Genomic DNA, 25,313 nt, shown 5'->3' on the forward strand with positions numbered 1-25,313 from the left:
CGGCGGATCTACTTGGCGTTGGTGCCGAATTCCTTGTCGACGAACTCGAACATCTCCTCCATGGAGGAGGCGCCGATCCCCGTCACCACGTCGTCGACGCCGTGGGCGGACGCCGGTTCCGACGGCTCCTCGTCCCAGGCGTGCAGGAGTTCGCGGAGGCGGGACCTGGTCATCTCGCGGGCGAGTTTGTCGAGGGTGACGGCGGTGAGTACGTCACCGAGCCGGTCGATCTCCTTCAGGACGCGCTCCTCGGCGGTGAGCCCGGCGTCGACGATCTCCCGGCGCAGGTAGTCGGCGAGGGCGAGCGGTGTCGGATAGTCGAAGACGAGGGTGGCCGGGAGGCGGCGGCCGACATCGGCGTTGATGCGGTTGCGCAGGTCCACGGCGGTGAGGGAGTCGAAGCCGAGTTCCTTGAAGGCGGTGTCGCCGTCGACGCTGTCCGGGTCGGCGTTGCCGAGGACGGTGGCGACGTGTCCCCGTACCAGTCGCAGGAGTTCGGTCTCCTGCTCGGGGACGGTGAGGGTGGCAAGCCGCTCGGCGAGCCCGCCCTGGACCGCGGTGCCCGCGGCGCCGGTACCGGCCGCGGCCCCCCGGCGCGGGGCGAGCCGTACGAGGCTCCGGAAGAGGTGGGGCAGGCTGTCGCCCTGGGCGCGCAGGGCCCTGGTGTCGAGCCGCATGGGCAGCAGCCAGGGCTCGGGCACGGTGAGGGCGGTGTCGAGGAGGCCCAGCGCCTCGTCGGCGTCGAGTGCGGCCATGCCTGCCCGTGCCATGCGCTGGTGGTCGGCCTCGGTGAGGTGCCCGGTGATGCCGCTGGCCTGCGCCCACAGCCCCCAGGAGAGGGTGAGCGCGGGCAGTCCACCGGCGTGGCGGTGGGTGGCGAGGGCGTCGAGGAACGCGTTGGCGGCGGCGTAGTTGCCCTGTCCCGCGCCGCCCAGGGTGGCGGCGGCGGAGGAGAACAGCACGAACGCGCCGAGGTCCAGGTCCCTGGTGAGGTCGTGCAGATGCCAGGCCGCGTCCACCTTGGGGCGCAGCACGGCGGCGGTGCGTTCGCGGGTGAGGGAGCCGATGACCCCGTCGTCGGCGAGGCCCGCCGCGTGCACGACCGCGGTGAGCGGGTGCCGGTCGGGGACGGCGGCGAGGAGCCGTGCGGTGGCGTCGCGGTCCGCGATGTCGCAGGCGGCGACAGTCACTTCGGCGCCCTGCTCGGCGAGTTCGCCGACGAGGTCGTGCACACCAGGCGCGTCGGCGCCGCGGCGGCCGACGAGCAGCAGGTGCCGTACGCCGTGCTGCCGCACGAGGTGACGGGCTATCAGACCGCCGAGCACGCCGGTGCCGCCGGTGATCAGGACGGTGCCTTCAGGGGCGAACGGCACGGATTCCAGGGCTGGTTCCGCGGGGACGCGGACGATCCTCGGGACGAGTACGGTGCCGTCGCCGGTGAGCGCGGCCTGTGTCTCGCCGGTGGCGAGCACGCCGGGAAGGGCGCCCCAGCCGCCGGGGGCGATGTCGGCCAGGACGATCCGGTCCGGGTTCTCGGTCTGCGCGGACCTCAGCAGGCCCCACGCGGCGGCGGCAGCGAGGGCGCCGGAGGCGTCGTGGGCCGTGCCGTCGCTACCCGTGCCGTCGACGTCGTCACCGTCGTGGTCCGTACGGTCGTGTTCCGTGCCGGGGCGGGCGATGACGAGCCTTGCTGTCTCGAAGCGTTCGTCCGCCAGCCACTCCTGGGCCAGGGCGAGCGCCCGGGTGACGGAGGCGTGGGTGTCGGCGACGACGTCGCCCCCGGTGGGGAGCCGCAGCGGCATGACGACGATGTCGGGCACCGCCGTTCCCCCGTCCACGGCGCCGCGCAGCTCCGCCAGGTCCTCGTGGTGTGTCACGGTCGCCCCGTCGGGGGCGGTGTCGGCCCGCGCCGCCGCTGCCGGGTCGCCGCCCGTGATGACGGCCCAGGTCAGGTCCTGGTCGAGGGCGGGGAGAGGCGTGGGCAGCGGTACCCAGTCGGAGCGGAAGAGGGACTCGTGGTGTGCCACGCGCCTGGCTCCGCCGAGGGCGTCGGGGGCGAGGGTGCGCCACATCATCTGGGCGGCGGTGGCCACCGGCGCCCCGGTGGCGTCGGCGACGTGCACGGCGACCGTGTCGGCCCCGGTCCTCGCGAGCCGCACCCGCAGGCTGTCGGCGCCCGAGGCGTGCACGGTCACCCCGTTCCACGCGAACGGCAGCACCGGCTCCGCGGCGCCGTCGAGTGCCACCACCATGGCGGCGTGCAGCGCGGCGTCCAGCAGCGCGGGATGCAGGACGTACCTGGTGGCCTCGGCACGCTCCTCCTCGGGCAGGGCGACCTCGGCGAAGACGTCGTCCCCGCGCCGCCAGGCCCGCCGCAGGCCCTGGAACACCGGCCCGTACTCGTAGCCGAGGTCGAGGAAGCGGTCGTACACACCGTCGACGCCCAGCTCCTCGGCGTCGGCGGGCGGCCAGGCGTCCGCTCCGGGCGCGGTCTGCTCGGCGGATTCGCTCGGCCCGGTGAGCAGCGTGCCGGCCGCGTGCCTGGTCCACGGCGACTGCTCTTCGTCGCTGACCGGCCGCGAGTGGATGACCAGTTCACGGCGCCCGTCGTCGTCCAAGCCCCGTACGGCCACCTGGAGTTGGACGGTGTCACCGTCGTCGAGCAGCAGTGGTGCGGCGAGTGTCAGCTCTTCGAGGCGTGCGGCGCCCACCTGGTCCCCCGCGCGCACGGCGAGTTCCACGAAGACCGTGCCGGGCAGCAGGACCTGCCCGTTCACGGCGTGGTCCGCGAGCCAGGGGTGGGTGCGCAGGGAGAGCCGCGAGGTGAGCAGCACCCCGGCGTCGTCGGCGAGTTCGACCGCCGCGCCGAGCAGGGGGTGCCCTGCCGTCTCAAGGCCCGCGGCCGACAGGTCCTGCACCGCGCCCTGGGCCGGCTCAAGCCAGTAGCGGCTGCGCTGGAAGGCGTACGTCGGCAGGTCGACCATGCGCGCGTGGGACCCGGCGAAGGCCGCCTCCCAGTCCACCGGCACGCCGCCGACGTGTAGTTCGGCGGCGCTCAGCAGCAGCCGGTCCATTCCCCCGTCGTCCCGGCGCAGCGAGCCGACGGAGACGGTGGCAGCGCCCGCGTCCTCGAAGGTCTCCTGGAGCCCGACCGCGAGGACGGGATGCGGGCTGATCTCCACAAACGTGGAGTGGCTGTCGGCGAGGAGGGCCCGGACGGTGTCCTCGAAGAGGACGGTCTGACGGAGGTTCGTGTACCAGTAACGCCCGTCCATCTCCGTCGTGTCCAGCACACCACCCGTCACCGTCGAATAGAACGGCACACGGGAAGTACGAGGCTGGACCGGAGCAAGCAGCTCCGCCAACTCCGCCTCGATCGACTCCACATGAGCGGAGTGCGACGCATAGTCCACCGGGATGCGACGCACGCGTACGTCTTCGGTTTCGAGGCGGGCGAAGAACTCGTCCAAGGCGTCCGCGTCACCCGAAACGACCGTAGAAGACGGGCCGTTGACCGCCGCGACCGAGATCGCACCCTCCCACGCCGCGATCCGCTCACGTACGTCACCGACCGGCAGGGGCACGGACAGCATCCCGCCACGCCCCGACAGGGCGAGAATGGCCTGCGACCGCAGAGCCACCACCCGCGCCGCGTCCTCAAGCGACAGCGCGCCCGCCACGCAGGCGGCGGCGATCTCACCCTGCGAGTGGCCGACCACCGCGCCAGGGCTCACACCCAGGGACTCCCACACCGACGCCAGCGACACCATCACCGCGAACAGCACCGGCTGCACCACATCCACCCGGTCGAGACCCGGGGCGCCCTCCACGCCACGTACCACGTCGAGGAGGGACCAACCGGTCAGCGGGTCGAGGGCCTCCGCACACTCCCCCATCCGCTCGGCGAACGCGGGCGAGGACTCCAGCAGACCCACCGCCATCCCCGCCCACTGGCCGCCCTGGCCGGGGAAGACGAAGACGGGCTTGCGGGTGGGCCTGCGGGACGGGGCGGTGCCGGTGACGAGGTGGGCGGCGGAGCGGCCCGCCGCCAGGGCCTCAAGACCGTCACGCAGGGTGTCCTTCGCGGTGCCCACGACGACCGCCCGATGGTCGAAGGCCGCGCGCGTGGTGGCCAGGGACCAGCCGACGTCGGCCGGGGCAAGGCCGGGCTCGCGGTCGAGGTGGGCCAGCAGCCTGCGGGCCTGGTCCGCGAGGGCGGTGTCGGTGTGGGCGGAGAGCAGCCAGGGCCGGGCCGCCCCGTCATCCGCGGGCTCGGCCTGCCCGTCCGTGGACGGGGCCGCGGGGGCCTCCTCGACGATGAGGTGGGCATTGGTGCCGCTGGCGCCGAAGGAGGAGACGGCGGCCCTGCGGGGCGCGGCGCCACGGGGCCAGGGTGTGGCGTCGCCCAGCAGCCGTACGGTCCCTGTCGACCAGTCGACCTTCGGGGTGGGGTCCTCGACGTGCAGGGTCCTCGGCAGGAGTTCGTTGTGCAGCGCCATGACCATCTTGATGACGCCGCCGACCCCCGCGGCGGCCTGGGAGTGCCCGATGTTCGACTTCAACGAGCCCAGCCACAGGGGCCGTTCGGTGTCGCGTTCCTCGCCGTAGGTGGCGAGCAGCGCCTGTGCCTCGATCGGGTCGCCCAGCGCGGTCCCGGTGCCGTGGGCCTCGACGGCGTCGACCTCGCCGGGGCGCAGCCCCGCGTTGGCGAGTGCCTGCCGGATGACGCGCTGCTGGGAGGGGCCGTTGGGTGCGGTGAGCCCGTTGGAGGCGCCGTCCTGGTTGATCGCGCTGCCGCGCACGACGGCGAGGACGCGGTGCCCGTTGCGCCGCGCGTCGGAGAGGCGTTCCACGACGAGGACGCCCACGCCCTCGGCCCATCCTGTGCCGTCCGCGTCGGCCGAGAACGCCTTGCAGCGGCCGTCGGGCGACAGTGCGCGCAGCCTGCTGAACTCGACGAAGGTGTTCGGGGTGGTCATGGCCACCGCGCCGCCCGCGAGGGCGAGTTCGCACTCGCCGGAGCGCAGTGCCTGCCCGGCGAGGTGCAGGGCGACGAGCGAGGAGGAGCAGGCGGTGTCCACGGTCACCGCAGGGCCTTCGAGGCCGAAGGTGTAGGAGAGGCGTCCTGACATCACACTGGCCGCGTTCCCCGTCATCAGATAGCCGTCGTAGTCCTCCGGGCGCCCTGGCAGCAGGTCCGGGTAGTCCTGGCCGCTTGAGCCGACGAAGACGCCGGTGCGGCTGCCGCGCAGGGCGTTCGGGTCGAGCCCGGCCCGCTCGAACGCCTCCCAGGTGGTCTCCAGGAGCAGCCGCTGCTGCGGGTCGAGGGAGAGTGCCTCACGGCGCGAGATGCCGAAGAACTGCTCGTCGAAGAGGGGCAGTTCGGGCAGGAAGCCGCCCCGCTTGGTGTAGCTCTTGCCCGGCTTGTCGGGGTCGGTGTCGTACAGCTCCTCGATGTCCCAGCCGCGGTCGGCGGGGAACTCGGTGACCGCGTCGGTGCCGTCCACGACGAGCCGCCACAGCGCCTCGGGGGAGTCGACACCGCCGGGGTAGCGGCAGGCCATGCCGACGATCGCGATCGGCTCGTCGCTGGTGACGGCCGCGCGCTGCCGCCCCGCGGTGTCGGCGGCCCGGTCCGCACCGGCAAGTTCGAGCAGGTGGGCGGCGAGTACGAGCGGGGTGGGGTGGTCGAAGACGAGCGTGGTGGGCAGCTCGACGCCGGTGACGGTACGCAGCTTGCCCCGCAGCTCGACGGCCGCGAGGGAGTCGAACCCGACGTCCTTGAAGGCGCGTTGGTCCTCCACCAAGTCCGTGGAGGCGTAGCCGAGCACCTGGGCGACGGCGTGGCGTACGGCGTCGAGGACGAAGGCGAACCGCTCGTCCTCCGGGCGCGCGTCCACCTCGCGCTGCCAGTCCGAGGCGCCCTCGTGCCCCGGCCGCGGCTCGTCCGTCTCGGTGAGTGCGGCGAGCACGGGGCGGCGGCGGGCCGCGGTGAACTCCGGCAGGAACTCGGCCCAGTCGATGTCCGCGACGATCAGCCCGGGCTCCGCGGCGCCTGCCACGGCACGGGACAGGGCGTCGAAGGCCACCGCCGGGTCGAGCGGTCCGATGCCGCGGCCGTGGCGCGGCGCGACGACACCCGTGTCCCACGGGCCCCAGGCGACGACCGTGCCGGCGAGTCCGCGCGCCCTGCGCCGTTCGGCGAGCGCCTGGGCGTGGGTGTCGACGAGCGCCTGTCCGAGCTGCCCCGGTGCACCCAGGACGCCGACGAGAGAGCCGTACAGCACGAACTCCGTGGCGGGGTCGTCGACCAGTTCGTCCAGGTGGGCGGCGCCGAGGACCCCCGCGTCGGTCGCGGCCCTGAGCCCTTCCGGGGTCATGTCGGCCAGCGGGCACCCCTCGGTGCCACCGGTACCGGCCAGGTGCACCACCGCGCCGAGGCCCGTGTCCCGGAGGCCGTCGACGACACGGGCGAGCGCCGCGCGGTCGGTCACGTCGCAGGAGACCACGGTGGTGGGCACACCGCCGCCCGTCAGCTCGGCCGCGAGTTCGGCCGCGCCGGGCGCGTCGGGGCCCCTGCGCGAGAGCAAAACCAGACGCTCGGCGCCGTTGCCCGCGGCCCATCGCGCCGCGCGGGTGCCGAGTGCGCCCACACCGCCGGTGATGAGGACGGTGCCGGTGGGCGTCCAGGCGGCGGGGCCCGGGGCCACGGGCTCGCGTACGAGGCGCCGCGCGAGGACCGCGGAGCCACGCAGGGCCACCTCGTCCTCACCGCCCCCGTCCCGCACGGCGGCGGCCAGTACGGTGGCCAGCCGCTCTGCGTCCTCCCGCGACACGGGGCGCCCACCGCCCGACAGGTCGACAAGTCCGCCCCAGCGCCCCGGCTCCTCCACGGCTGCGACACGGCCGAGGCCCCACAGCCGCTCGGAGCCGACAGGTTCGCCCTCGTCGAGGCCGGTGCGCACGGCGCCCCGCGTCACACACCACAGCCGGGCGCCGACACCCGCGTCGGCAAGCGCCTGCCACAGGGTGACGGTGTCCTGAACGTCGTCGGGCCCGTCGAGCAGGGACAGCACCCCCGTCGGCGGCTCGCCCTCACAGACCTCGGTGACGGCCGCGGAAAGCTCGGCACGCCCCCAGGCGCCCGCCTCGGGCACCACGAGATGACGCACCTCGGCACCGCGCGCCCGCAGCACCGCGGCGACCTGCGCGTCCGCCTCCTCGGAACGCACCGCAAGCAGCCAGGCCCCCGAAAGCCCGGCGGCCGCCTCCGCCTCCACCTCCTGCCACTCAACCCGATACGCACGCTCGACCGCCGCCGAGCCATCCGCTCCCACACGCCAGGCGTGGGCGGCATCGGGGGTGAGCCAGTAGCGGTCGTGCTGGAAGGCGTAGGTGGGCAGATCGACGACTCGCGCGCCAGAACCGTCGTACAGCGCATGCCAGTTGACGGCAGCACCGGTTGCCCAGAGCCCGGCGAGTGCCTGCACGGCGGTGAGGGGTTCTTCGCGGTTACGACGCTGGAGCGGCACGCACCCCTCGACCAGGGAGGACAGGGCCGCATCCGGGCCGACCTCAACGAAACGCACCACACCCTGGGCGCGGGCGGCCTCCACGTCATCGTGGAAACGCACCGCCTCACGGACGTGACGCACCCAGTACTCCGGGTCGGACACATCCTTCACCAAGTCGAGGTGCGGTTCGTGGAAGGTCACCTCGGACAGGACCTGGCGGAAGTCGTCGAGCATCGGCTCCATCAGCGGCGAGTGGAAGGCGTGACTCACCGCAAGGCGCTTCACCTTCCGACCCTCGGCCTCAAAGTGAGCGGCGATCGCCAGGACCGCATCCTCCTCACCCGAGACCACCACCGCATCCGGCCCGTTCACCGCCGCGACGGACACCGCATCCGACAACAGCCCGGACACCTCGGCCTCCGTCGCCTGAAGCGCCACCATCGCACCACCCGCAGGCAACCCACCCATCAACCGACCACGAGCAGCCACCACCCTCACCGCATCCTCAAGCGACCACACCCCCGCCACATGCGCCGCAGCCAGCTCACCAATCGAGTGCCCGACCATCACATCCGGGGTGACACCCCACGACTCCAGCAGACGGAACAGCGCCACCTCACACGCAAAAATCGCAGGCTGCGCCCACTCCGTACCGCCAAGCCTCTCCGCAGGCCCCTCGAACATCACCTCACGCAAAGGACCGTCAAACGCACCACACACCGCATCCAGCGCCTCAGCAAACACCGGATAGGCGCCATACAGCTCACGCCCCATCCCCACCCGCTGCGACCCCTGACCCGAAAACACAAACCCCGTACCACCGGGCGCCACCGCTCCACGCGCCAGCTCGACCCCATCCCCGGCCACCACCGCACGGTGTTCAAACGCCGACCGTGTCACGGCCAGCGACCAGCCCACGTCCACCGCGTCGAGGTCGGCCACCGCATCGCGCAAGCGGCCCAACTGCGCGTCCAGCGCGACCGCCGACCGCCCCGACACCACCCACGGCACCACCGGAACAACCGCGCCGCCACGACCGGACTCCTCGTCCTCCGCGGGCGCCTCCTCCACGATCACGTGCGCGTTCGTCCCGCTCGCCCCGAACGCCGACACACCGGCCCGCCGCACCCGGCCCTCCACACGCGGCCACTCCCGCGCCGCACCCAACAGCTCCACCGCACCCGCACCCCAGTCCACCTGCGGCGTCGGCACCTCCGCATGCAGCGTCCGCGGCAGGGTGTCCGCGCGCAGGGCCATGACCATCTTGATGATCCCGCCGACTCCGGCGGCGGCCTGGGTGTGCCCGATGTTCGACTTCAACGAGCCCAGCCACAGCGGCCGTTCCGCGTCACGGTCCTTGCCGTACGTCGCCAGTACCGCCTGGGCCTCGATCGGGTCGCCCAGCTTGGTGCCGGTGCCGTGCGCCTCCACCGCGTCCACGTCCGACGCGGACAGTCCCGCGCTCTCCAACGCGGCGCGTATGACGCGCTGTTGGGAGGGGCCGTTGGGCGCAGTGAGGCCGTTGGAGGCACCGTCCTGGTTGACCGCGCTCCCCCGCACCACCGCGAGCACCCGATGCCCCAGCCTGCGCGCATCCGACAACCGCTCCACCACCAGCACACCCACACCCTCGGCCCACCCCGTACCGTCCGCATCCGCAGAAAACGCACGGCACCGGCCGTCCGCGGAGAGCCCACGCTGCCGGCTGAACTCCAGGAACTCCCCGGGGGCCGACATCACCGAGACCGCTCCGACGAGGGCCTTCTCGCACTCGCCCGAGCGCAGTGCCTGGGCCGCAAGGTGGAGGGCGACGAGGGAGGACGAGCAGGCGGTGTCGAGGGAGACGGCGGGGCCCTCAAGGCCGAGGGTGTAGGCGATACGGCCGGAGAGGAAGCTCGCGATGTTGCCGGTGAGGAGGTAGCCCTCGTAGCCCTCGGGTGCCTCGTGGAGCGACAGGTAGTCCTGGTTGGTGAACCCGGCGAAGACACCGGTACGTGTCTCGCGCAGGGAGTGGGGGTCGATACCGGCGCGCTCGACGGCCTCCCAGCACGTTTCGAGGAGCAGCCGCTGCTGCGGGTCCATCGCCAGCGCCTCGCGCGGGGAGATGCCGAAGAACCCTGCGTCGAAGTCGGCCGCGTCGTAGAGGAAGCCGCCCTCGCGGGCGTAGACCTTGCCGGGCTTGTCGGGGTCGGGGTCGTAGAGCTGCTCGGTGTCCCAGCCGCGGTCGGTGGGGAACGCGGAGATGGCGTCGGTGCCGTCCGCCACCAGGCGCCACAGGTCCTCGGGTGAGCGCACCCCGCCCGGGTAGCGGCAGGCCATGCCGACGATCGCGATGGGTTCGCCGGTCTCCAATGCCTTGACTCGGCGGCGGAGTTGTTCGTTCTCCTTCACCGAATTGCGCAGTGCGGCGACGATGTCTTCGGTCGATGCAGCCACTTGTCCGGCCCTTTCGCAATGCCGTGGGGGAGCTATTCCTGGCGGGACGCGATCCTGACGAGTTCTTCGATGTCCATGGCGTCGACCTCTGCGGCGAGGTCTTCGTCGTGCGGTGCTGTCCCGTCCGTGTCCTCGGCGTCCTCGGGGTCGGGTACGGACTCCTCGTGCGCCTGGGCCGCGGCGAGGTCGCGCAGTTGGTCGAGCAGGCCCACCTCGCGGAGCCTTCCCAGCGGGATGACGCTGATCAGGTCCCTGACGTAGGTGGCGTCCTCGGCACCCGTGTCCGTGTGCGGGCGGCCGTTTCCGTTCGCCGCCGTGGCCTCGGGGAGTAGCTGTCCGCGCAGGTGGTCGGCGAGTTTGGCGGGGGTGGGGAAGTCGAAGATGAGGGTGGCGGGCAGTGCGAGCCCTGTTGCCGCCCTGAGGCGGTTGCGCAGTTCGACGGCGGTCAGCGAGTCGAAGCCGATCTCCTTGAGGGCGCGCTCCGGCTGGATGCTGTTGTCCGAGGTGTGTCCGAGGACCGCCGCCACCTCGGAGGTGACCAGGCGCAGCACCCGCTTGCGCTGCTGGGCGGGGCCGAGTCCTGTGAGTGTGGCGGCGAGGTCGGGCGCCTGCTCCTGGGCGGCGGGGTCCGTGCGGTCGTCGCGGGACTCCTGTGCTTCTGGCAGGTCGCCGAGGAGTGGGCTCGTGCGGCGCATGGTGAACGCGGGCAGGAAGAGCTTCCAGTCCATGGCCGCGACGGTGAGCGTGGGGCGGCGGTCCCCGACGGCCTGGGCCACGGCGGTGACGGCGAGGTCGGGGTCCATGGTGAGGACGCCGCCGCGGTCGAGCTGCCTGCGCTTGTCGTCGGCGAGCATGCCGCCGCTGCCCCAGGAGCCCCAGGCGAGGGAGGTGGCGGGCCTGCCCTCGGCGCGCCGCCGGTGGGCGAGCGCGTCGAGGTAGCTGTTGCCCGCCGCGTACGAGCCCTGTTCCCCGCTGCCCCAGACCCCGGCGACGGAGGAGAACAGGACGAACGCCTCCAGGTGGGTGTCGTCGGAGAGTTCGTCGAGGAGCCGGGCGCCGATCACCTTGGTGGCGAGGGAGCCGGCGAAGTCGGCGGGGTCCGTCGCGGTGAGGGGGACGTAGTCGACGGCGCCGGCGGTGTGGATGATCCCGCGCACCGGGCCCTGGACCGCGGCCTCGTGGAGCAGTGCGGCGACTTGGTCGCGGTCGGTCACGTCGCAGGCGGCGACCGTGACCTCGGCGCCCAGTTTCCTTATGTCGGCGGCGAGTTCGTCCGCGCCCGGCGCGTCGGCGCCGCTGCGGCTCGCCAGCACCAGGTGGTCGGCGCCCGCCGTGGCGGCCCACCGTGCCATACGGGCGCCGAGCGAGCCCGTGCCGCCGGTGATCAGCACCGTCCCCGAGGGCGTCCAGGCGGGGGTGGCGGTGTCGTAGCGCTCGGCGCGGGTGAGACGGCGGGCGAGGAGCCCGGACGGGCGTATTGCGATCTGGTCCTCGCCGGTCGCGCCGGAGAGAGCGAGCAGCAGCCGGTCCACCGCTGCGGGCGAGGGGGCCGCGGGCAGGTCGACGAGGCCGCCCCAGCGCTGCGGGTGCTCCAGCGCGGCGACCTGTCCGAGGCCCCAGACGAGCGCGCCCTCGGGGTCGCACGGCTGTCCGTCGTCGGCCGTGACGGCGCCCCGGGTGAGGCACCACAGCGGTGCCTCGGCGTTCAGGTCGGCGAGGGCCTGGATGAGGCCGAGCGACGCCCGCGCGCCGACGGTGAGCCCGGGGTGTCCGAGGTCGGCGGCCGTGTCGAGGGAGAGGAGGGAGACGACTCCTGCGACCGGTTCGTCGAGGGCCGCCCCCAGCCGGTCCTTGAGTTCCGCGCGGTCGAGGCCCGGCAGGACGAGGTGGCGCACCTCGACGCCCCGCGCCGCGAGCCCGCCGACGACGGCCTGCGCCCAGCCGCCGTCCTGCTCACCCTCCCCGCTACAGACCACCCAAGTGCCTTCCGGCTCGGCCTTGTTGGTGGTGGTGACGGGCTGCCATGCGGTGCGGTAGCGCCAGCCGTCGAGCCGCCCCTGTTCCTGCCGCCTCCTGTGCCAGGAGGCGAGGGCGGGCAGGACGGCGCCGAGCGGTTCCGCGACACCGTCGTCCGCGAGGGACGCGACCAGCGCGTCCAGGTCGCCGTCGTCGACAGCGCGCCAGAAGTCGCTCTCCCCGGGGTCGGCGGCGCCCTGGTGCGGGGTGCCCCGCTCGGGCCTCGGCGTCAGCCAGTAGCGCTCGCGCTGGAACGCGTACGTGGGCAGCGCCACCGGCGGTACCGGGCCGGCCCCGAGGATGGCGCTCCAGTCCACCTCGGCGCCGCGGACGTACAGCTCGGCGGCCGAGTTCGCCACGCGCCCGAGCCCACCGTGGTCCCGCCGCAGCGTGCCGATGGCGACGGCGCTGACACCCGCGTCCTCGGCGGTCTCCTGGATACCCAGCGTGACGACCGGATGCGGACTCGACTCCACGAACACCCGGAAACCATCAGCGAGGAGCGCACGGATCGTGTCCTCGAAGAGGACCGTCTGACGGAGGTTCGTGTACCAGTAACGCCCGTCCATCTCCGTCGTCTCCAGCACACCACCCGTCACCGTCGAATAGAACGGCACACGGGAAGTACGAGGCTGGACCGGGGCAAGCAACTCCGCCAACTCCGCCTCGATCGACTCCACATGAGCCGAATGCGACGCATAATCCACCGGAATACGGCGAATTCGTACGTCCTCGGCTTCGAGGCGGGCGAAGAACTCGTCCAACGCGTCCGCGTCACCCGAAACAACCGTGGACGAAGGGCCGTTGACCGCCGCGACCGAGATCGCACCCTCCCACCCCGCGATCCGCTCACGTACATCACCGACCGGCAGAGGCACGGACAGCATCCCGCCACGCCCCGACAACGCCACGATCGCCTGCGACCGCAACGCCACCACCCGCGCCGCATCCCCCAACGTCAGCGCACCCGCGACACACGCAGCGGCGATCTCGCCCTGCGAGTGACCCACCACTGCGGCCGGAGCCACCCCCAGCGACTCCCATACCGACGCCAGCGACACCATCACCGCGAACAGCACCGGCTGCACCACATCCACCCGGTCGAGACCCGGGGCGCCCTCCACACCACGTACCACGTCGAGGAGGGACCAACCGGTCAGCGGGTCAAGGGCCGCCGCGCACTCCGCCATCCGCTCGGCGAACACCGGGGATGTGTCGAGCAGTTCCACCGCCATCCCCGCCCACTGGCTTCCCTGGCCGGGGAAGACGAAGACGGGCTGGCGGGACTCCGAGGTGTCGGCGGTGCCCTGGATCGTGTTCGGGTGCGTCTCTGCGCGGGCGAGCGCGGTGGTGGCTTCGAGGAGGCCCGCGTGGTCGGTGCCGAGGAGGACGGCGCGGTGCTCGAAGGCGGTGCGGGTCTCCAGGAGGGCGTGTGCGACGGCCGTGGGCGGCGCGTCGGCGACGGTGGTGAGCAGTCGGCGTGCCTGGTCGCGCAGCCCGCTCGCGGTCCTGGCCGAGATCAGCCAGGGGATGAGTCCGCCCGGGGTCTCCTCAGGTGCGGGGTGGCTCTCGGGAGCGGGGTGGCTCTCCGGGACGGGACCGTGCTCCGGGGCGGGGGGTGCCTCGATGACGACGTGGGCGTTGGTGCCGCTGATGCCGAAGGACGAGACCGCGGCCCTGCGCGGCCCGCCGTTCGCCGGCTCGGGCCAGGGCCTCTCCTCGGTCAGCAGCCGTACCGTGCCGGACGACCAGTCGACCTGGGGGCTCGGCTCGTCCGCGTGCAGGGTCCTCGGCAGCACCGCGTCTCGCAGGGCCAGCACCGTCTTGATGATGCCGCCGACTCCCGCGGCGGCCTGGGTGTGGCCGATGTTCGACTTCAACGAGCCGAGCCACAGCGGGCGTTCGGTGTCGCGGCCCTGGCCGTAGGTGGCGAGCAGCGCCTGTGCCTCGATGGGATCGCCGAGCCGGGTGCCGGTGCCGTGGCCCTCGACCAGGTCCACGTCCTCGGGCCGCAGCCCGCCCGCGGCCAGGGCGCGGCGGATGACGCGCTGCTGGGAGGGGCCGTTGGGTGCGGTGAGGCCGTTGCTCGCGCCGTCCTGGTTGACGGCCGACCCGCGGACGAGCGCGAGCACCGGGTGTCCGTTGCGGCGGGCGTCGGAGAGCCGTTCGACTAGGAGGACGCCGACGCCCTCGCCCCATCCCGTGCCGTCCGCGTCGGCGGAGTACGCCTTGCAGCGGCCGTCGGGCGACAGGCCGCGCTGGCGGCTGAACTCGACGAAGGTGCCCGGTGTCGACATGACGGTCGCGCCGCCCGCCAGCGCCATGTCGCACTCGCCTGCCCGCAGCGACTGGGCCGCGAGGTGCAGCGCGACCAGCGACGAGGAGCAGGCCGTGTCGACCGTCACCGCCGGGCCTTCGAGTCCGAGGGTGTAGGCGATTCGGCCGGACATCACACTGCCGGTGTTGCCGGTGAGGAGGACGCCCTCCAACTGCTCGGGCATGCGCTCCAGGGGCGGCGCGTAGTCGTGGTACATGATCCCGGCGAAGACGCCGACGCTGGTGCCGCGGAGGGCGCCGGGGGCGATGCCCGCGGTCTCGACGGCCTCCCAGGACGCTTCGAGGAGCAGCCGCTGCTGCGGGTCCATCGCCAGCGCCTCGCGCGGGGAGATGCCGAAGAAGGCGGCGTCGAAGTCGGCGGCGTCGTGCAGGAATCCGCCCTCGCGGGTGTACGACGTGCCCTGCCGGTCCGGGTCGGGGTCGTACAGGTGCTCGATGTCCCAGCCGCGGTCGACGGGGAAGGTGGAGATGCCGTCGGTGCCGGTGCGCACGAGCCGCCACAGCTCCTCGGGGCCCGTCACGCCGCCGGGGTAGCGGCAGGCCATGCCGACGATGGCGATGGGTTCCGCGTTGTCCACGGGCCCGGCGGCCTGTGCCGTGTCGTCGGCGGGGGCGCCCAGCGCCTCGGCTTCGAGGAACACGGCGAGCGCGGAGGGCGTCGGGTAGTCGAAGAGGAGTGTGGCGGGCAGCCGGAGCCCGGTGGCCGCGTTCAGCCCGTTGCGCAGTTCCACGGCGGCCAGGGAGTCGAAGCCGATGGCCTTGAACGGCTTGGCGGGGTCGATGGCGAAGGTCGGGGCGTGCCCGAGGACAAGCGCCGCCTGCTCGCCGATGAGCCGCAGCAGTACCCGGCCGCGCTCCTGTGCGGTGAGCCCGGCGATACGGCCGCGCAGGCCCCCGCCGTCCGGGGCCGCCGCGGCGGCCGCGCGCCTGGTCCGTGGGCGTACGAGGCCGCGCAGCAGCGCGGGGACGCCCTCGGAACCGGCGTGCGCCCGGACCGACTTGGCGTCCAGGCGCAGCGGTACGAGGAGGGGTTCTGTGTGGGTCAGGGCGGTGTCGAAGAGGGCAAGGCCCTCGTCCGACGCGAGGCTCGCCACCCCGGCCCTGGCCATCCGGGCGAGGTCGGCGGTGTCCAGGCTCTCCGCCATGCCGCCGCTCTGGTCCCACAGGCCCCAGGCGAGGGCGTGCGCGGGCAGGCCGAGGGCGTGGCGGTGGGCGGCGAGTGCGTCGAGGAAGGTGTTGGCCGCCGCGTAGTTGGCCTGGCCCGCGGCGCCCACGAGGCCGGAGACGGAGGAGAACATGACGAAAGCGGCCAGGTTCTGATCGCGTGTCAGCTCGTGCAGGTTCCAGGCCGCGTTCAGCTTGGGCCGCAGGACACGGTCGAGGCGTTCCGGGGTGAGGGCGTCCAGGACGCCGTCGTCGAGGACCCCCGCGGTGTGGACGACGGCGGTGAGCGGCCGGTCGGCGGGGACCGCCCTGAGCAAGGTGGCGGCCTGCTCACGGTCCGCCACGTCGCACGCCTCGATCCACACCTGCGCGCCGAGCGCGGTGAGTTCGTCCGACAGCTCCCAGGCCCCGTCGGCCGCCGCGCCGCGCCTGCTGGTGAGGAGCAGGGAGCGCACTCCGTGCCGGGTGACCAGGTGCCGGGCGAGCAGCCTGCCGATACGGCCGAAGGCGCCGGTGAGCAGGACCGTACCCGCCGGGTCGAGGCGGGGCGCGTCGACGGTGTCGTTCGCCGCCACCCGCGCGAGCCTGGGGACGTACGCGGCGCCCGCGCGCAGCGCGAGTTGGGGCTCGCCGGTGGCGACGGCCGCGACGAGGGTGCGGGCGTCGGCGCCCGGGTCGTCGGTGTCGACGAGGACGAGCCGGCCCGGGTGTTCGGTCTGCGCCGTGCGCAGCAGGCCCCACAGGGGTGCCTCGGCGAGCCCTCGTGGGTGGTCGGGGACGTCGGCGCCTGCCGCGACGGCGTGGTGGGTGGCGACGACGAGCCTGGCCGCGGCGAACCGCTCGTCGGCGAGCCAGTCCCGTACGAGCGCGAGGGCGTCCGCGACCCGCGCGTGCGCACGGTCGGGCACGGTGGAGCCGTCACCGTCGTCGGTGCGGCCGGGGGCGGCGGCGAAGTCGCCGAAGCCGACGAGGACGGCGTGCGGGGCGCCACGGCCCGCGTCGACCGCGTGGCGCAGGGCGTCGAGGTCGGCGTAGTGGTCGGAGCCGACCCCGGCGGCCCAGGGGCCGACGAAGGCGACGGGCAGCAGCACGGCCTCGGGCAGCGGCTGCTCGACCCAGTCGACGCGGTACAGGCTCTCCTCGAACCTGACCTGGGTGCTGCGCAGTTGGGCGGCGTCGATCTGACGCCAGATCAGGGTGCAGACGGCGACGACGTGTCCGGCCGTGTCGTACACGGTGAGCGCCGTGGTGTCGGTGTCCGTTTTGGCGAGCCTGACCCGTACGGCGGTGGCGCCGACCGCGTGCACGCGCACGCCGCTCCACGAGAACGGCAGCCGCCCTGTCATGTCGTCGCCCAGCAGCCCGCTCGCCCCGACCGCGTGCAGCGCGGCGTCCAGCAGGGCCGGATGCAGGGCGAAGTCCTCGGCGTCCCGGTCGAGTTCGGACGGCAGCTCGACATCGGCGAAGACCTCGGTACCGCCGCGCCACACCGCGCGCAGCCCCTGGAAGGCGGGCCCGTACGCGAACCCGTCCCCCGCAAGACGCTCGTAGACGTCCGCCATGTCCGTGTCGAGCGGTTCTGCCTCCGGGGGCGGCCACTGGGTGAGGCTGTCCACGGCCTCGGGGCCCGCCGCCCCGAGCATGCCGGTGGCGTGCCGCACCCAGGGCCCCTCGTCCCCGCCCTCGGGGGTCTCGTTCCTTGAGTGCACCACGATCTCGCGCCGCCCGAAGCCGTCGGGCGTGCCGACGGTCACCTGGAGCTGTAGCGCACCCTGCTCCGGCAGTACCAGCGGCGCCTGGAGCGTCAGCTCCTCCACGGTGGGCGCACCCACCTGCTCGCCCGCCCACACCGCCAGCTCAAGGAAGGCGGTGCCGGGGAGCAGCACGGTGCCCAGGACGGTGTGGTCGACCACCCACGGGTGGGAGTGGCGGGACAGCCGGCCGGTGAGGACGAGCCCGTCGCCCTCCGCGAGGTGCACGGCCGCTCCGAGGAAGGGGTGCGCGGCCCTGCTCAGCCCGGCGCCCGACACATCGCCGGTGCGGGCGGGCTGGTCGAGCCAGTAGCGCTCACGCTGGAAGGCGTACGTCGGCAGCTCCACCGCCCCCGCGCCGGAACCCTCGTACAGCGCCTCCCAGATGACGGGCGCACCGGTCGCCCAGAGCGCACCGAGGGCTCGGACGGCGGTGAGGGGTTCTTCGCGGTTACGACGCAGGAGCGGCACGCAGCCCTCGACCAGAGAGGAAAGCGCGGCATCAGGACCGACCTCGACAAAGCGCACCACACCCTGGGCGCGAGCGGCCTCCACGTCATCGTGGAAACGCACCGCCTCACGGACGTGACGCACCCAGTACTCCGGGTCGGACACATCCTTCACCAGGTCAAGGTGCGGTTCGTGGAAGGTCACCTCGGACAGGACCTGGCGGAAGTCGTCGAGCATCGGCTCCATCAGCGGCGAGTGGAAGGCGTGACTCACCGCAAGGCGCTTCACCTTCCGACCCTCGGCCTCGAAGTGAGCAGCGATCGCCAGGACCGCATCCTCCTCACCCGACACCACCACCGCATCCGGCCCGTTCACCGCCGCGACGGACACCGCATCCGACAACAGCCCGGACACCTCGGCCTCCGTCGCCTGAAGCGCCACCATCGCACCACCCGCAGACAACCCACCCATCAGCCGACCACGAGCCGTGACCACCCTCACCGCATCCTCAAGCGACCACACCCCCGCCACATGCGCCGCAGCCAGCTCCCCAATCGAGTGCCCCACCATCACATCCGGCGTCACACCCCACGACTCCAGCAGACGGAACAGCGCCACCTCACACGCAAAAATCGCAGGCTGCGCCCACTCCGTACCCTCCAACCGCTCCACAGACCCCTCAAACATCACCTCACGCAAAGGACCATCAAACGCACCACACACCGCATCCAGCGCCTCAGCAAAGACGGGATAAGCCGCATACAACTCACGCCCCAACCCCACCCGCTGCGACCCCTGACCCGAAAACACAAACCCCGTACCACCGGCAACTACAGAACCCGTCACCGGCTGACCGTCACCCACCACGACCGCACGGTGCTCGAACACCGACCGCGTCGTCAGCAGCGACCACCCCACATCCACCGCGTCCAGACCCTCCGCGTGCTCGCGCAGCCGGGTCACCTGGGCCTGTAGCGCCTCGGGGGACATCGCGGACACCGTCCAGGGCGCCACCGGCGGTTCGGTACGGGGCTCTGTCGGTGTGGAAGGCTCCTGTGCGGGGGCCTCCTCCAGGATGAGATGGGCGTTGGTGCCGCTGATCCCGAACGAGGAGACGGCTGCCCTGCGGGTGTGGCCCTGCTCGGGGGCCCAGGTCTGTGCCCCGGTGAGCAGTTCGACAGCGCCCGAGGTCCAGTCGACCCGTGGTGTCGGTTCGTCGGCGTGGAGGGTGCGGGGCAGGGTGCCCGCATGCAGCGCCATGACCATCTTGATGACCCCGGCGACTCCGGCGGCGGCCTGGGCGTGGCCGATGTTCGACTTCAACGAGCCCAGCCAAAGCGGCCGTTCGCCGTCACGGCCCTGCCCGTACGTAGCCAGCAGGGCTTCCGCCTCGATGGGGTCGCCGAGCTTGGTGCCGGTGCCATGGGCCTCCACCGCGTCCACGTCCGCGGCGGAGAGGCCCGCGCTCGTCAACGCGGCCCGTATGACGCGCTGCTGGGAGGGGCCGTTGGGCGCAGTGAGGCCGTTGGAGGCACCGTCCTGGTTGACCGCGCTCCCCCGCACCACCGCGAGCACTCGATGCCCCAGCCTGCGCGCGTCCGACAACCGCTCCACCACCAGCACACCCACACCCTCGGCCCACCCCGTACCGTCCGCATCCGCAGAAAACGCACGGCACCGGCCGTCCGCGGAGAGCCCACGCTGCCGGCTGAACTCCAGGAACATGCCGGGGGTGGCCATGACGGTGGCGCCGCCCGCGAGGGCGAGGGAGCACTCGCCCGAGCGCAGGGCCTGCGCCGCCATGTGGAGGGCGACGAGGGAGGAGGAGCAGGCCGTGTCCACCGTCACCGCCGGGCCCTCGAAGCCGAAGGTGTAGGCGATTCGGCCGGACATGACGCTCGGGGTGGTCCCGGTGAGGAGGTATCCGGCGAAGCCGTCGGGGGCGTCCTGGGCGCGGGGCCCGTAGTCGTGGGTGGTGGCGCCGACGTAGACGCCGGTGCGGCTGCCGTGCAGGGTCCTCGCGTCGATCCCGGCGTGCTCGACGGCCTGCCAGGAGGTTTCGAGGAGCAACCGCTGCTGGGGGTCCATCGCCAGGGCCTCGCGGGGGGACACGCCGAAGAAACCGGCGTCGAATCCCGCGGCGTCGTGGAGGAAGCCGCCCTCGTGGGCGTAGCTGGTGCCCCAGTGCTCCGGGTCGGGGTCGTGGAGCCGTTCGACGTCCCAGCCGCGGTCGGTGGGGAAGTCGGTGATGGCGTCGGTGCCCTCGGAGACGACGCGCCACAGGGCCTCGGGCGAGTCGATGCCGCCGGGGTAGCGGCAGGCCATGCCGACGATCGCGACGGGCTCGTCAGGGTCGGCGGGGGCGGTGGTCTCTGCCGTGGTTTCCGGCAGGTCGGTCAGTGCGCCGACGATGTGGGCGATGAGGCGTTCCGGGGTGGGGTGGTCGAAGACGACCCCGTTGGAGAAGGGGAGTCCGGTGGCCTCGTGCAGGGTCTCGGAGAGTTCGACGGACATCATCGAGTCGAAGCCGAGTTCCCTGAAGGTGCGGGTGAGGTCGGGCGGTTCCGCGCCGTCCGGGCGGTCGAGGGCGGTGGTGACACGGTCGCGTACGAGCGCGCGTACCGCCGTGTGGCGTTCGTCGTCGGGGAGTTGGGCGAGGGGGTGGGCGGGTGCGGCGGGCGGTGCGGTCGGGGCCGTGGCGGCGGGGCGGCCGGGGGTGCCCGCGGTGTCCTCCGTGTCGAGCCAGTGGCGGCTGCGCTGGAAGGCGTACGTGGGCAGGTCGACCAGCGGCCCTTCGGGGTCGGGGAGTTGTGCGGCGAGGTCGACGGGGACGCCCCGGGTGTGGAGCTGGGCGAGGGCGGTGGCGGCGGTCAGGTTTTCGTCGCGGCCGCGGCGCATGGTGGGGACGGCGGTGGCGCCGGGGATCGCTGCGGGCACCAGGGCGGCGAGTACCGCGTCGGGGCCGATCTCCAGCAGGGTGGTCGCCCGGAGGTCCGCGAGGGTGTGGAGGGTGTCGAGGAAGCGGACGGGGCGGCGGACGTGGCGTACCCAGTACCCGGGGTCGCTCAGTTCGTCGTCGGTGGCGGTGCGGCCGGTGAGGTTGGAGACGAGGGGGACCGTCGTGGGGTGGCACTCGGCCGACTCGACGACCTCGCGGAACGCGTCCAGCATCGGGTCCATGCGGGGCGAGTGGAAGGCGTGGCTGACGGTGAGGCGCCTGGTCTTGCGGCCCTGGGCGGCGAAGTGCTGCGCGACGGCGGTGACGGCGTCCTCGTCGCCCGAGACGACCACGGCCTCGGGGCCGTTGACCGCGGCGACGGCGATACGGGCCGGGTCGAGGTCCGCGAGCACGTCGGCGGTCTCGGCCTCGGTGGCCGCGAGGGCGGCCATGGCGCCGCCGCCGGGCAGTGCCTGCATCAGCCGGCCGCGGGCGGCGACGATACGGGCGGCGTCCTCCAGGGACCACAGGCCCGCGGCGTGTGCGGCGGCGAGTTCGCCGACGGAGTGTCCGGCGAGCGCGTCGGGCCGCAGGCCCCAGGAGCGTACGAGCCGGTGGAGGGCGGTCTCGACGGCGAACAGGGCGGGCTGGGCCCATGCGGTCCTGTCGAGCAGTTCGGCCGGGCCGTTCAGCACGATGTCGCGGAGGTCGCCTTCGAGGTGGGGGGCGAAGGCGGCGCAGACCTCGTCGAAGGCGCGGGCGAACTCGGGCTGTGCGGCGTGGAGTTCGCGGCCCATGCCGACGCGCTGGGCGCCCTGTCCGGTGAAGAGCAGGGCGAGGCCGGTGGGGGCGGCCTCGCCGCGTGCCGTGCCGGGGGCGGTGGCGCCGTCCGCGAGGGCGGCGAGGGCGCGGGTGAGGGAGGGCAGGTCGGCGCCGACGGCGACCGCGCGGTGCGGGAAGGTCTCGCGGGTGTGCAGCAGGGAGCGGGCGATGTCGGCCGGTGCGGGCGGGGTGTCGGCGGTGGTGAGGTCGAGCAGGTTGCGTGCCTGGGCGCGCAGGGCGGGTGCGGAGGTGGCGGACAGCGGCCAGAACAGCAGGGGGGCGGTGTCGGCCGCGGGCCCGGCGGGTTCGTGCCGCGGTGGGGTGCGGGGGGCTTCCTGGAGGACGACGTGCGCGTTGGTGCCGCCCATGCCGAAGGAGCTGACACCGGCGATGAGCGGGCGTTCCGGGTGCGGCCAGGGAGTGAGCCGCTGCTGGACGCGCAGGCCGAGGCGGTCGAGGGGGATGTCGGGGTTGGGGGTCTCGTAGTGGAGGCTGGCGGGGAGCATGCGGTGCTTGAGGCTGAGGACGGTCTTGAGGAGTCCGGCGATCCCGGCGGCGCCGCTGAGGTGGCCGATGTTGGTCTTCACGGAGCCGACGGAGAGCGGGTCGCCCGTGGGGCGCCCGGTGCCGAGGACGGCGCCGAGCGCGGCCGCCTCGACGGGGTCGCCCGCGCGGGTGCCCGTGCCGTGCAGTTCCACGTACTGCACGGCCTCGGGCGGGACTCCGGCCTGCCGGTACGCCTGGCGCAGGACGTCGCTCTGGGCGTCGGGGTCGGGGGTGGTGAGGGCGCGTCCGCCGCCGTCGTTGTTGGTGGCGCTGCCGCGGATGAGGCAGTGCACGCGGTCGCCGTCGGCGAGGGCGCGGGCGAGCGGTTTCAGTACGAGTGCGCCGCCGCCCTCGCCGGGGACGTAGCCGTTGGCGCGGGCGTCGAAGGTGTGGCAGCGGCCGTCGGGGGAGAGTCCGCCCCAGCGTGCGGCGAGGAGGGGGCTCTCGCCGAGGAGGTGGAGGTTGACGCCGCCGACGAGGGCGAGCCCGGTCTCGCCCCTGCGCAGGCTCTCGCAGGCGAGGTGGACGGCAACGAGGGACGAGGACTGGGCGGAGTCGAGGGTGAGGCTGGGGCCGCGCAGCCCCAGGAAGTAGGAGAGCCGGTTGGCGACGAGGGCGCGCTGGGCGCCGGGCATGGCGTGGTGGGCGCCGGGCAGGGCGGCGGCGTCGCGGTGCAGGAGCCGCGCGTAGTCGTCCGCGTTGACGCCGATGTAGACACCGGCGGCGGCGCCCCGGAGGGTGGAGGGGCGGATGCGGGCGTCCTCCAGGGCCTCCCAGCCGAGTTCCAGCATCAGGCGCTGCTGGGGGTCCATGAACCGGGCCTCGCGGGCGGAGGTGTGGAAGAAGTCGGCGTCGAAGTCGGCGACCCGGTCGAGGAAGGCGCCCCGGCGCAGGCCCGCGGTGTCGCCGAGGCCGGGGAGGTCCGCCAGGGCGGCGGTGTCCCAGCGCTCGGCCGGCACGTCGGTGACCGCGTCCCCGCCGTCGCTCAGCAGGGACCACAGGGGGCCGGGCCCGTCGGCCCGCGGAAGGCGGCAGGAGATACCGATGATCGCGACGGCGTCCTCCGGCGTGGCGGCCGTCCGGGGTTTACCGGCTGTGACGTGACCTGCTTCGCGCATCGTCGCTCCCCGTGGTGAATTAAGCGGCAGTACGGCTGGTTGAATTTCAGTGCAGGAGAATCGGTTTGACCGTCTCTCCGCTTTCGGAGTCCTTGACGGCCGCGGCGATGTCGTCGAAGTCGTAGGTGCGCACGAGTTTTTCGAAGGGGAAACGCCCGGCGGCGTGGAGGTCCATGAGCTGCGGAATGAACAGGGCGGGCACGGTGTCGCCTTCGAGGACGCCGTGCACGGAGCGGCCCATCAGTTGGGTGAGGCCGAGGGAGACGTCCTTTCCGCTGCCCGCTGAGCCCGCGATGGCGGCGGCGCCCGCCATGGTGAGCGCGTCGACGGCGCTGCGCGCGGTCTGCGGCAGTCCGACGGCGTCCAGGGCGAAGTCGACCCCGCCGCCGGTGGCGCGTACGAGCTGTCCCGCGATGTCGTCCTCCGCGGCGTCCACGACATGGGTGGCGCCGAGTTCCAGGGCGAGGTCGAGGCGGCCGGGGTGCAGGTCGACGGCGTATACGGGGTCGCAACCCGCGATCCTGGCGGCCATGATGCCCGCGAGTCCCACGGCGCCCGCGCCGAACACCGCGATGGAGGCGCCGGGGCGGGGGGCGAGGACGTTGAGGACGGCGCCCGCGCCCGCCTGGAGCCCGCAGCCGAGGGGGCCCGCGAGGGTCAGGTCCAGGTCGTCCCTGACCTTGACCACCGAACGCTGCGGGACGACGACCTGGCCGGAGAAGGACGACTGCCCGAAGAAGTGGCCGTTCAGCTCCTCGCCGTCCGCGCCGCGGTAGACGGTGCTGCCGTCGCTCCTGCGGCCGCGCAGGTTCAGCGGGCCCCAGTAGACGCAGTGCATCGGGTGCGCCGACTGGCAGTTGCGGCAGCGCCCGCAGCTCAGCGGGGCGAGCACGACACGGTCGCCGGGGGCGCAGGTGGCGACGGCGACGCCGACGGCCTCCACGATGCCGCTGCCCTCGTGCCCGAGGACGGCGGGCAGCGCCGGGGGCAGCACCTGGTCGCGTACGAGGAGGTCGGTGTGGCAGAGGCCGCTGGCGACGATCCGTACCCGTACCTCGTCGGGACGCAATTCGTCCGCGACGGATATCTCTTCAATGCGGAAATCCCCCGACCTGTCGCGGAGAACAGCGGCCCGAGTTGTAACCATCAACCCTCTCCCGTGCCAGACAATGCGTCCTTTGAGGCTCCGTCGCCGACCCCCGGTTCACAACCCCTAGAAAACCGGTACGGCAGCGGTGGGACATGGGGCTCGCGGCCCCTAGGAAACCACAGTCGGCGGGCCGGATGAGCCCGCGGTGCGGCCCGCGTTCTTTCCGGGTATTTAGGGGTTGTTCCGCCCGGGGGCCGCTGCGAGATTCTTCTGACGATGCCGCCGTGCCGTGCGGACGGGCGGGCGTGTTCCCTGTGTGCGGGAGGCGCCGACGTGGCCCGGCCGCCGGCCGGCCGGCCCTTCCCCGTCCGTGGTACGGAGGTGCCCACGATGTCCCAGATCAAGGTGCTCCTGGTAGGCGGCCCGTCCTACTTCCCCGACGACGACCGCGTGCAGTTCGCGGCCTCGCTCACCGAGAAGGTCAAGCACCGGCTCGGGGCGGGCTACGAGCACTTCGTCCACCGGGGCGACTTCACCACCCGCGGCGGCGAGCGGCTCGCCGTGTTCGACTGGACGGCGCGCACCGCCATCGCGGAGTGAGCGCCGTACCCGCCCGGGCGGTGCGCCACCGCGGCGCGCCGCCCCCACCCATGACGACGAGAGGTCCCGATGGCGGACGACGCGACACCCGATGTGACACCCGGCGGTCCTGGCGCCGATCCCGCGGAGGTGGTCCGCAGGGTCGTGGCCTGCTTCAACGCCGGGGAGTTCGACCCGGCGCTCTTCGCGGACGACGTGGTCGACCATGTGGCGCCGCCCGGCACACCCCCGGGCCCCGAGGGGTGGCGGCACAAGTGGGCGGCCATGCGCGCGGGCTTCCCCGACCTCAGGTCCACCGTCGAGCAGACCGTCGTCAGCGGCGACCTGGTGTGCAACCGGCACACCGTACGGGGCACCCACACCGGTGACTTCATGGGGGTGCCGGGCTCGGGCCGCACGTTCGAGGTGCTCGCCCTCGACATGCTGCGGGTGCGTGACGGCCGCGTGGCCGAGCACTGGGCGGTCAACGACGTGCTCACGATGTTCGCGCAGCTCGGCCTCGACCTCGCCCCCGCGGCACCCCGCGACTGA

4 protein-coding genes and 1 pseudogene are annotated in these 25,313 nt (G+C 73.2%); 2 read left to right on the plus strand and 3 right to left on the minus strand.

Annotated features, from left to right (window positions below):
* Positions 1 to 8: 8 nt before the first annotated feature.
* The 3 genes and pseudogenes from ACIBIW_RS10605 to ACIBIW_RS10615 form a co-directional block, all read right to left on the minus strand.
* Positions 9 to 9,917, minus strand: a pseudogene (locus ACIBIW_RS10605) (SDR family NAD(P)-dependent oxidoreductase); the annotation flags it as partial.
* A 65-nt stretch (positions 9,918 to 9,982) separates the two neighbouring features.
* Entirely contained in the window at positions 9,983 to 23,092 is a 13,110-nt protein-coding gene (locus ACIBIW_RS10610) for a type I polyketide synthase (protein ID WP_399334233.1), read from the minus strand.
* Positions 23,093 to 23,138: 46 nt separating this feature from the next.
* Positions 23,139 to 24,239 carry an NAD(P)-dependent alcohol dehydrogenase gene (locus tag ACIBIW_RS10615; protein WP_399334235.1) on the minus strand — a complete coding sequence of 367 codons (1,101 nt, stop codon included), beginning with the start codon at positions 24,237 to 24,239 and terminating at the stop codon, positions 23,139 to 23,141.
* Positions 24,240 to 24,572: 333 nt separating this feature from the next.
* Here ACIBIW_RS10615 and ACIBIW_RS10620 point away from each other — a divergent pair, with 333 nt between their 5' ends.
* Positions 24,573 to 24,782 carry a DUF5988 family protein gene (locus ACIBIW_RS10620; RefSeq protein ID WP_399334237.1) on the plus strand — a complete coding sequence of 70 codons (210 nt, stop codon included), beginning with the start codon at positions 24,573 to 24,575 and terminating at the stop codon, positions 24,780 to 24,782.
* Positions 24,783 to 24,851: 69 nt separating this feature from the next.
* Positions 24,852 to 25,313, plus strand: a complete 462-nt coding sequence (locus ACIBIW_RS10625; RefSeq protein ID WP_399334239.1) for an ester cyclase — start codon at positions 24,852 to 24,854, stop codon at positions 25,311 to 25,313.

The sequence above is a fragment of the Streptomyces sp. NPDC050560 genome (assembly GCF_044457285.1).
Classification (GTDB): Bacteria; Actinomycetota; Actinomycetes; order Streptomycetales; family Streptomycetaceae; genus Streptomyces.

Coding starts and splice junctions, on each gene's coding strand:
- ACIBIW_RS10620 (WP_399334237.1), top strand. CDS start 24,573: ATGTCCCAGATCAAGGTGCTCCTGGTAGGCGGCCCGTCCTACTTCCCC.
- ACIBIW_RS10610 (WP_399334233.1), bottom strand. CDS start 23,092: ATGCGCGAAGCAGGTCACGTCACAGCCGGTAAACCCCGGACGGCCGCC.
- ACIBIW_RS10625 (WP_399334239.1), top strand. CDS start 24,852: ATGGCGGACGACGCGACACCCGATGTGACACCCGGCGGTCCTGGCGCC.
- ACIBIW_RS10615 (WP_399334235.1), bottom strand. CDS start 24,239: ATGGTTACAACTCGGGCCGCTGTTCTCCGCGACAGGTCGGGGGATTTC.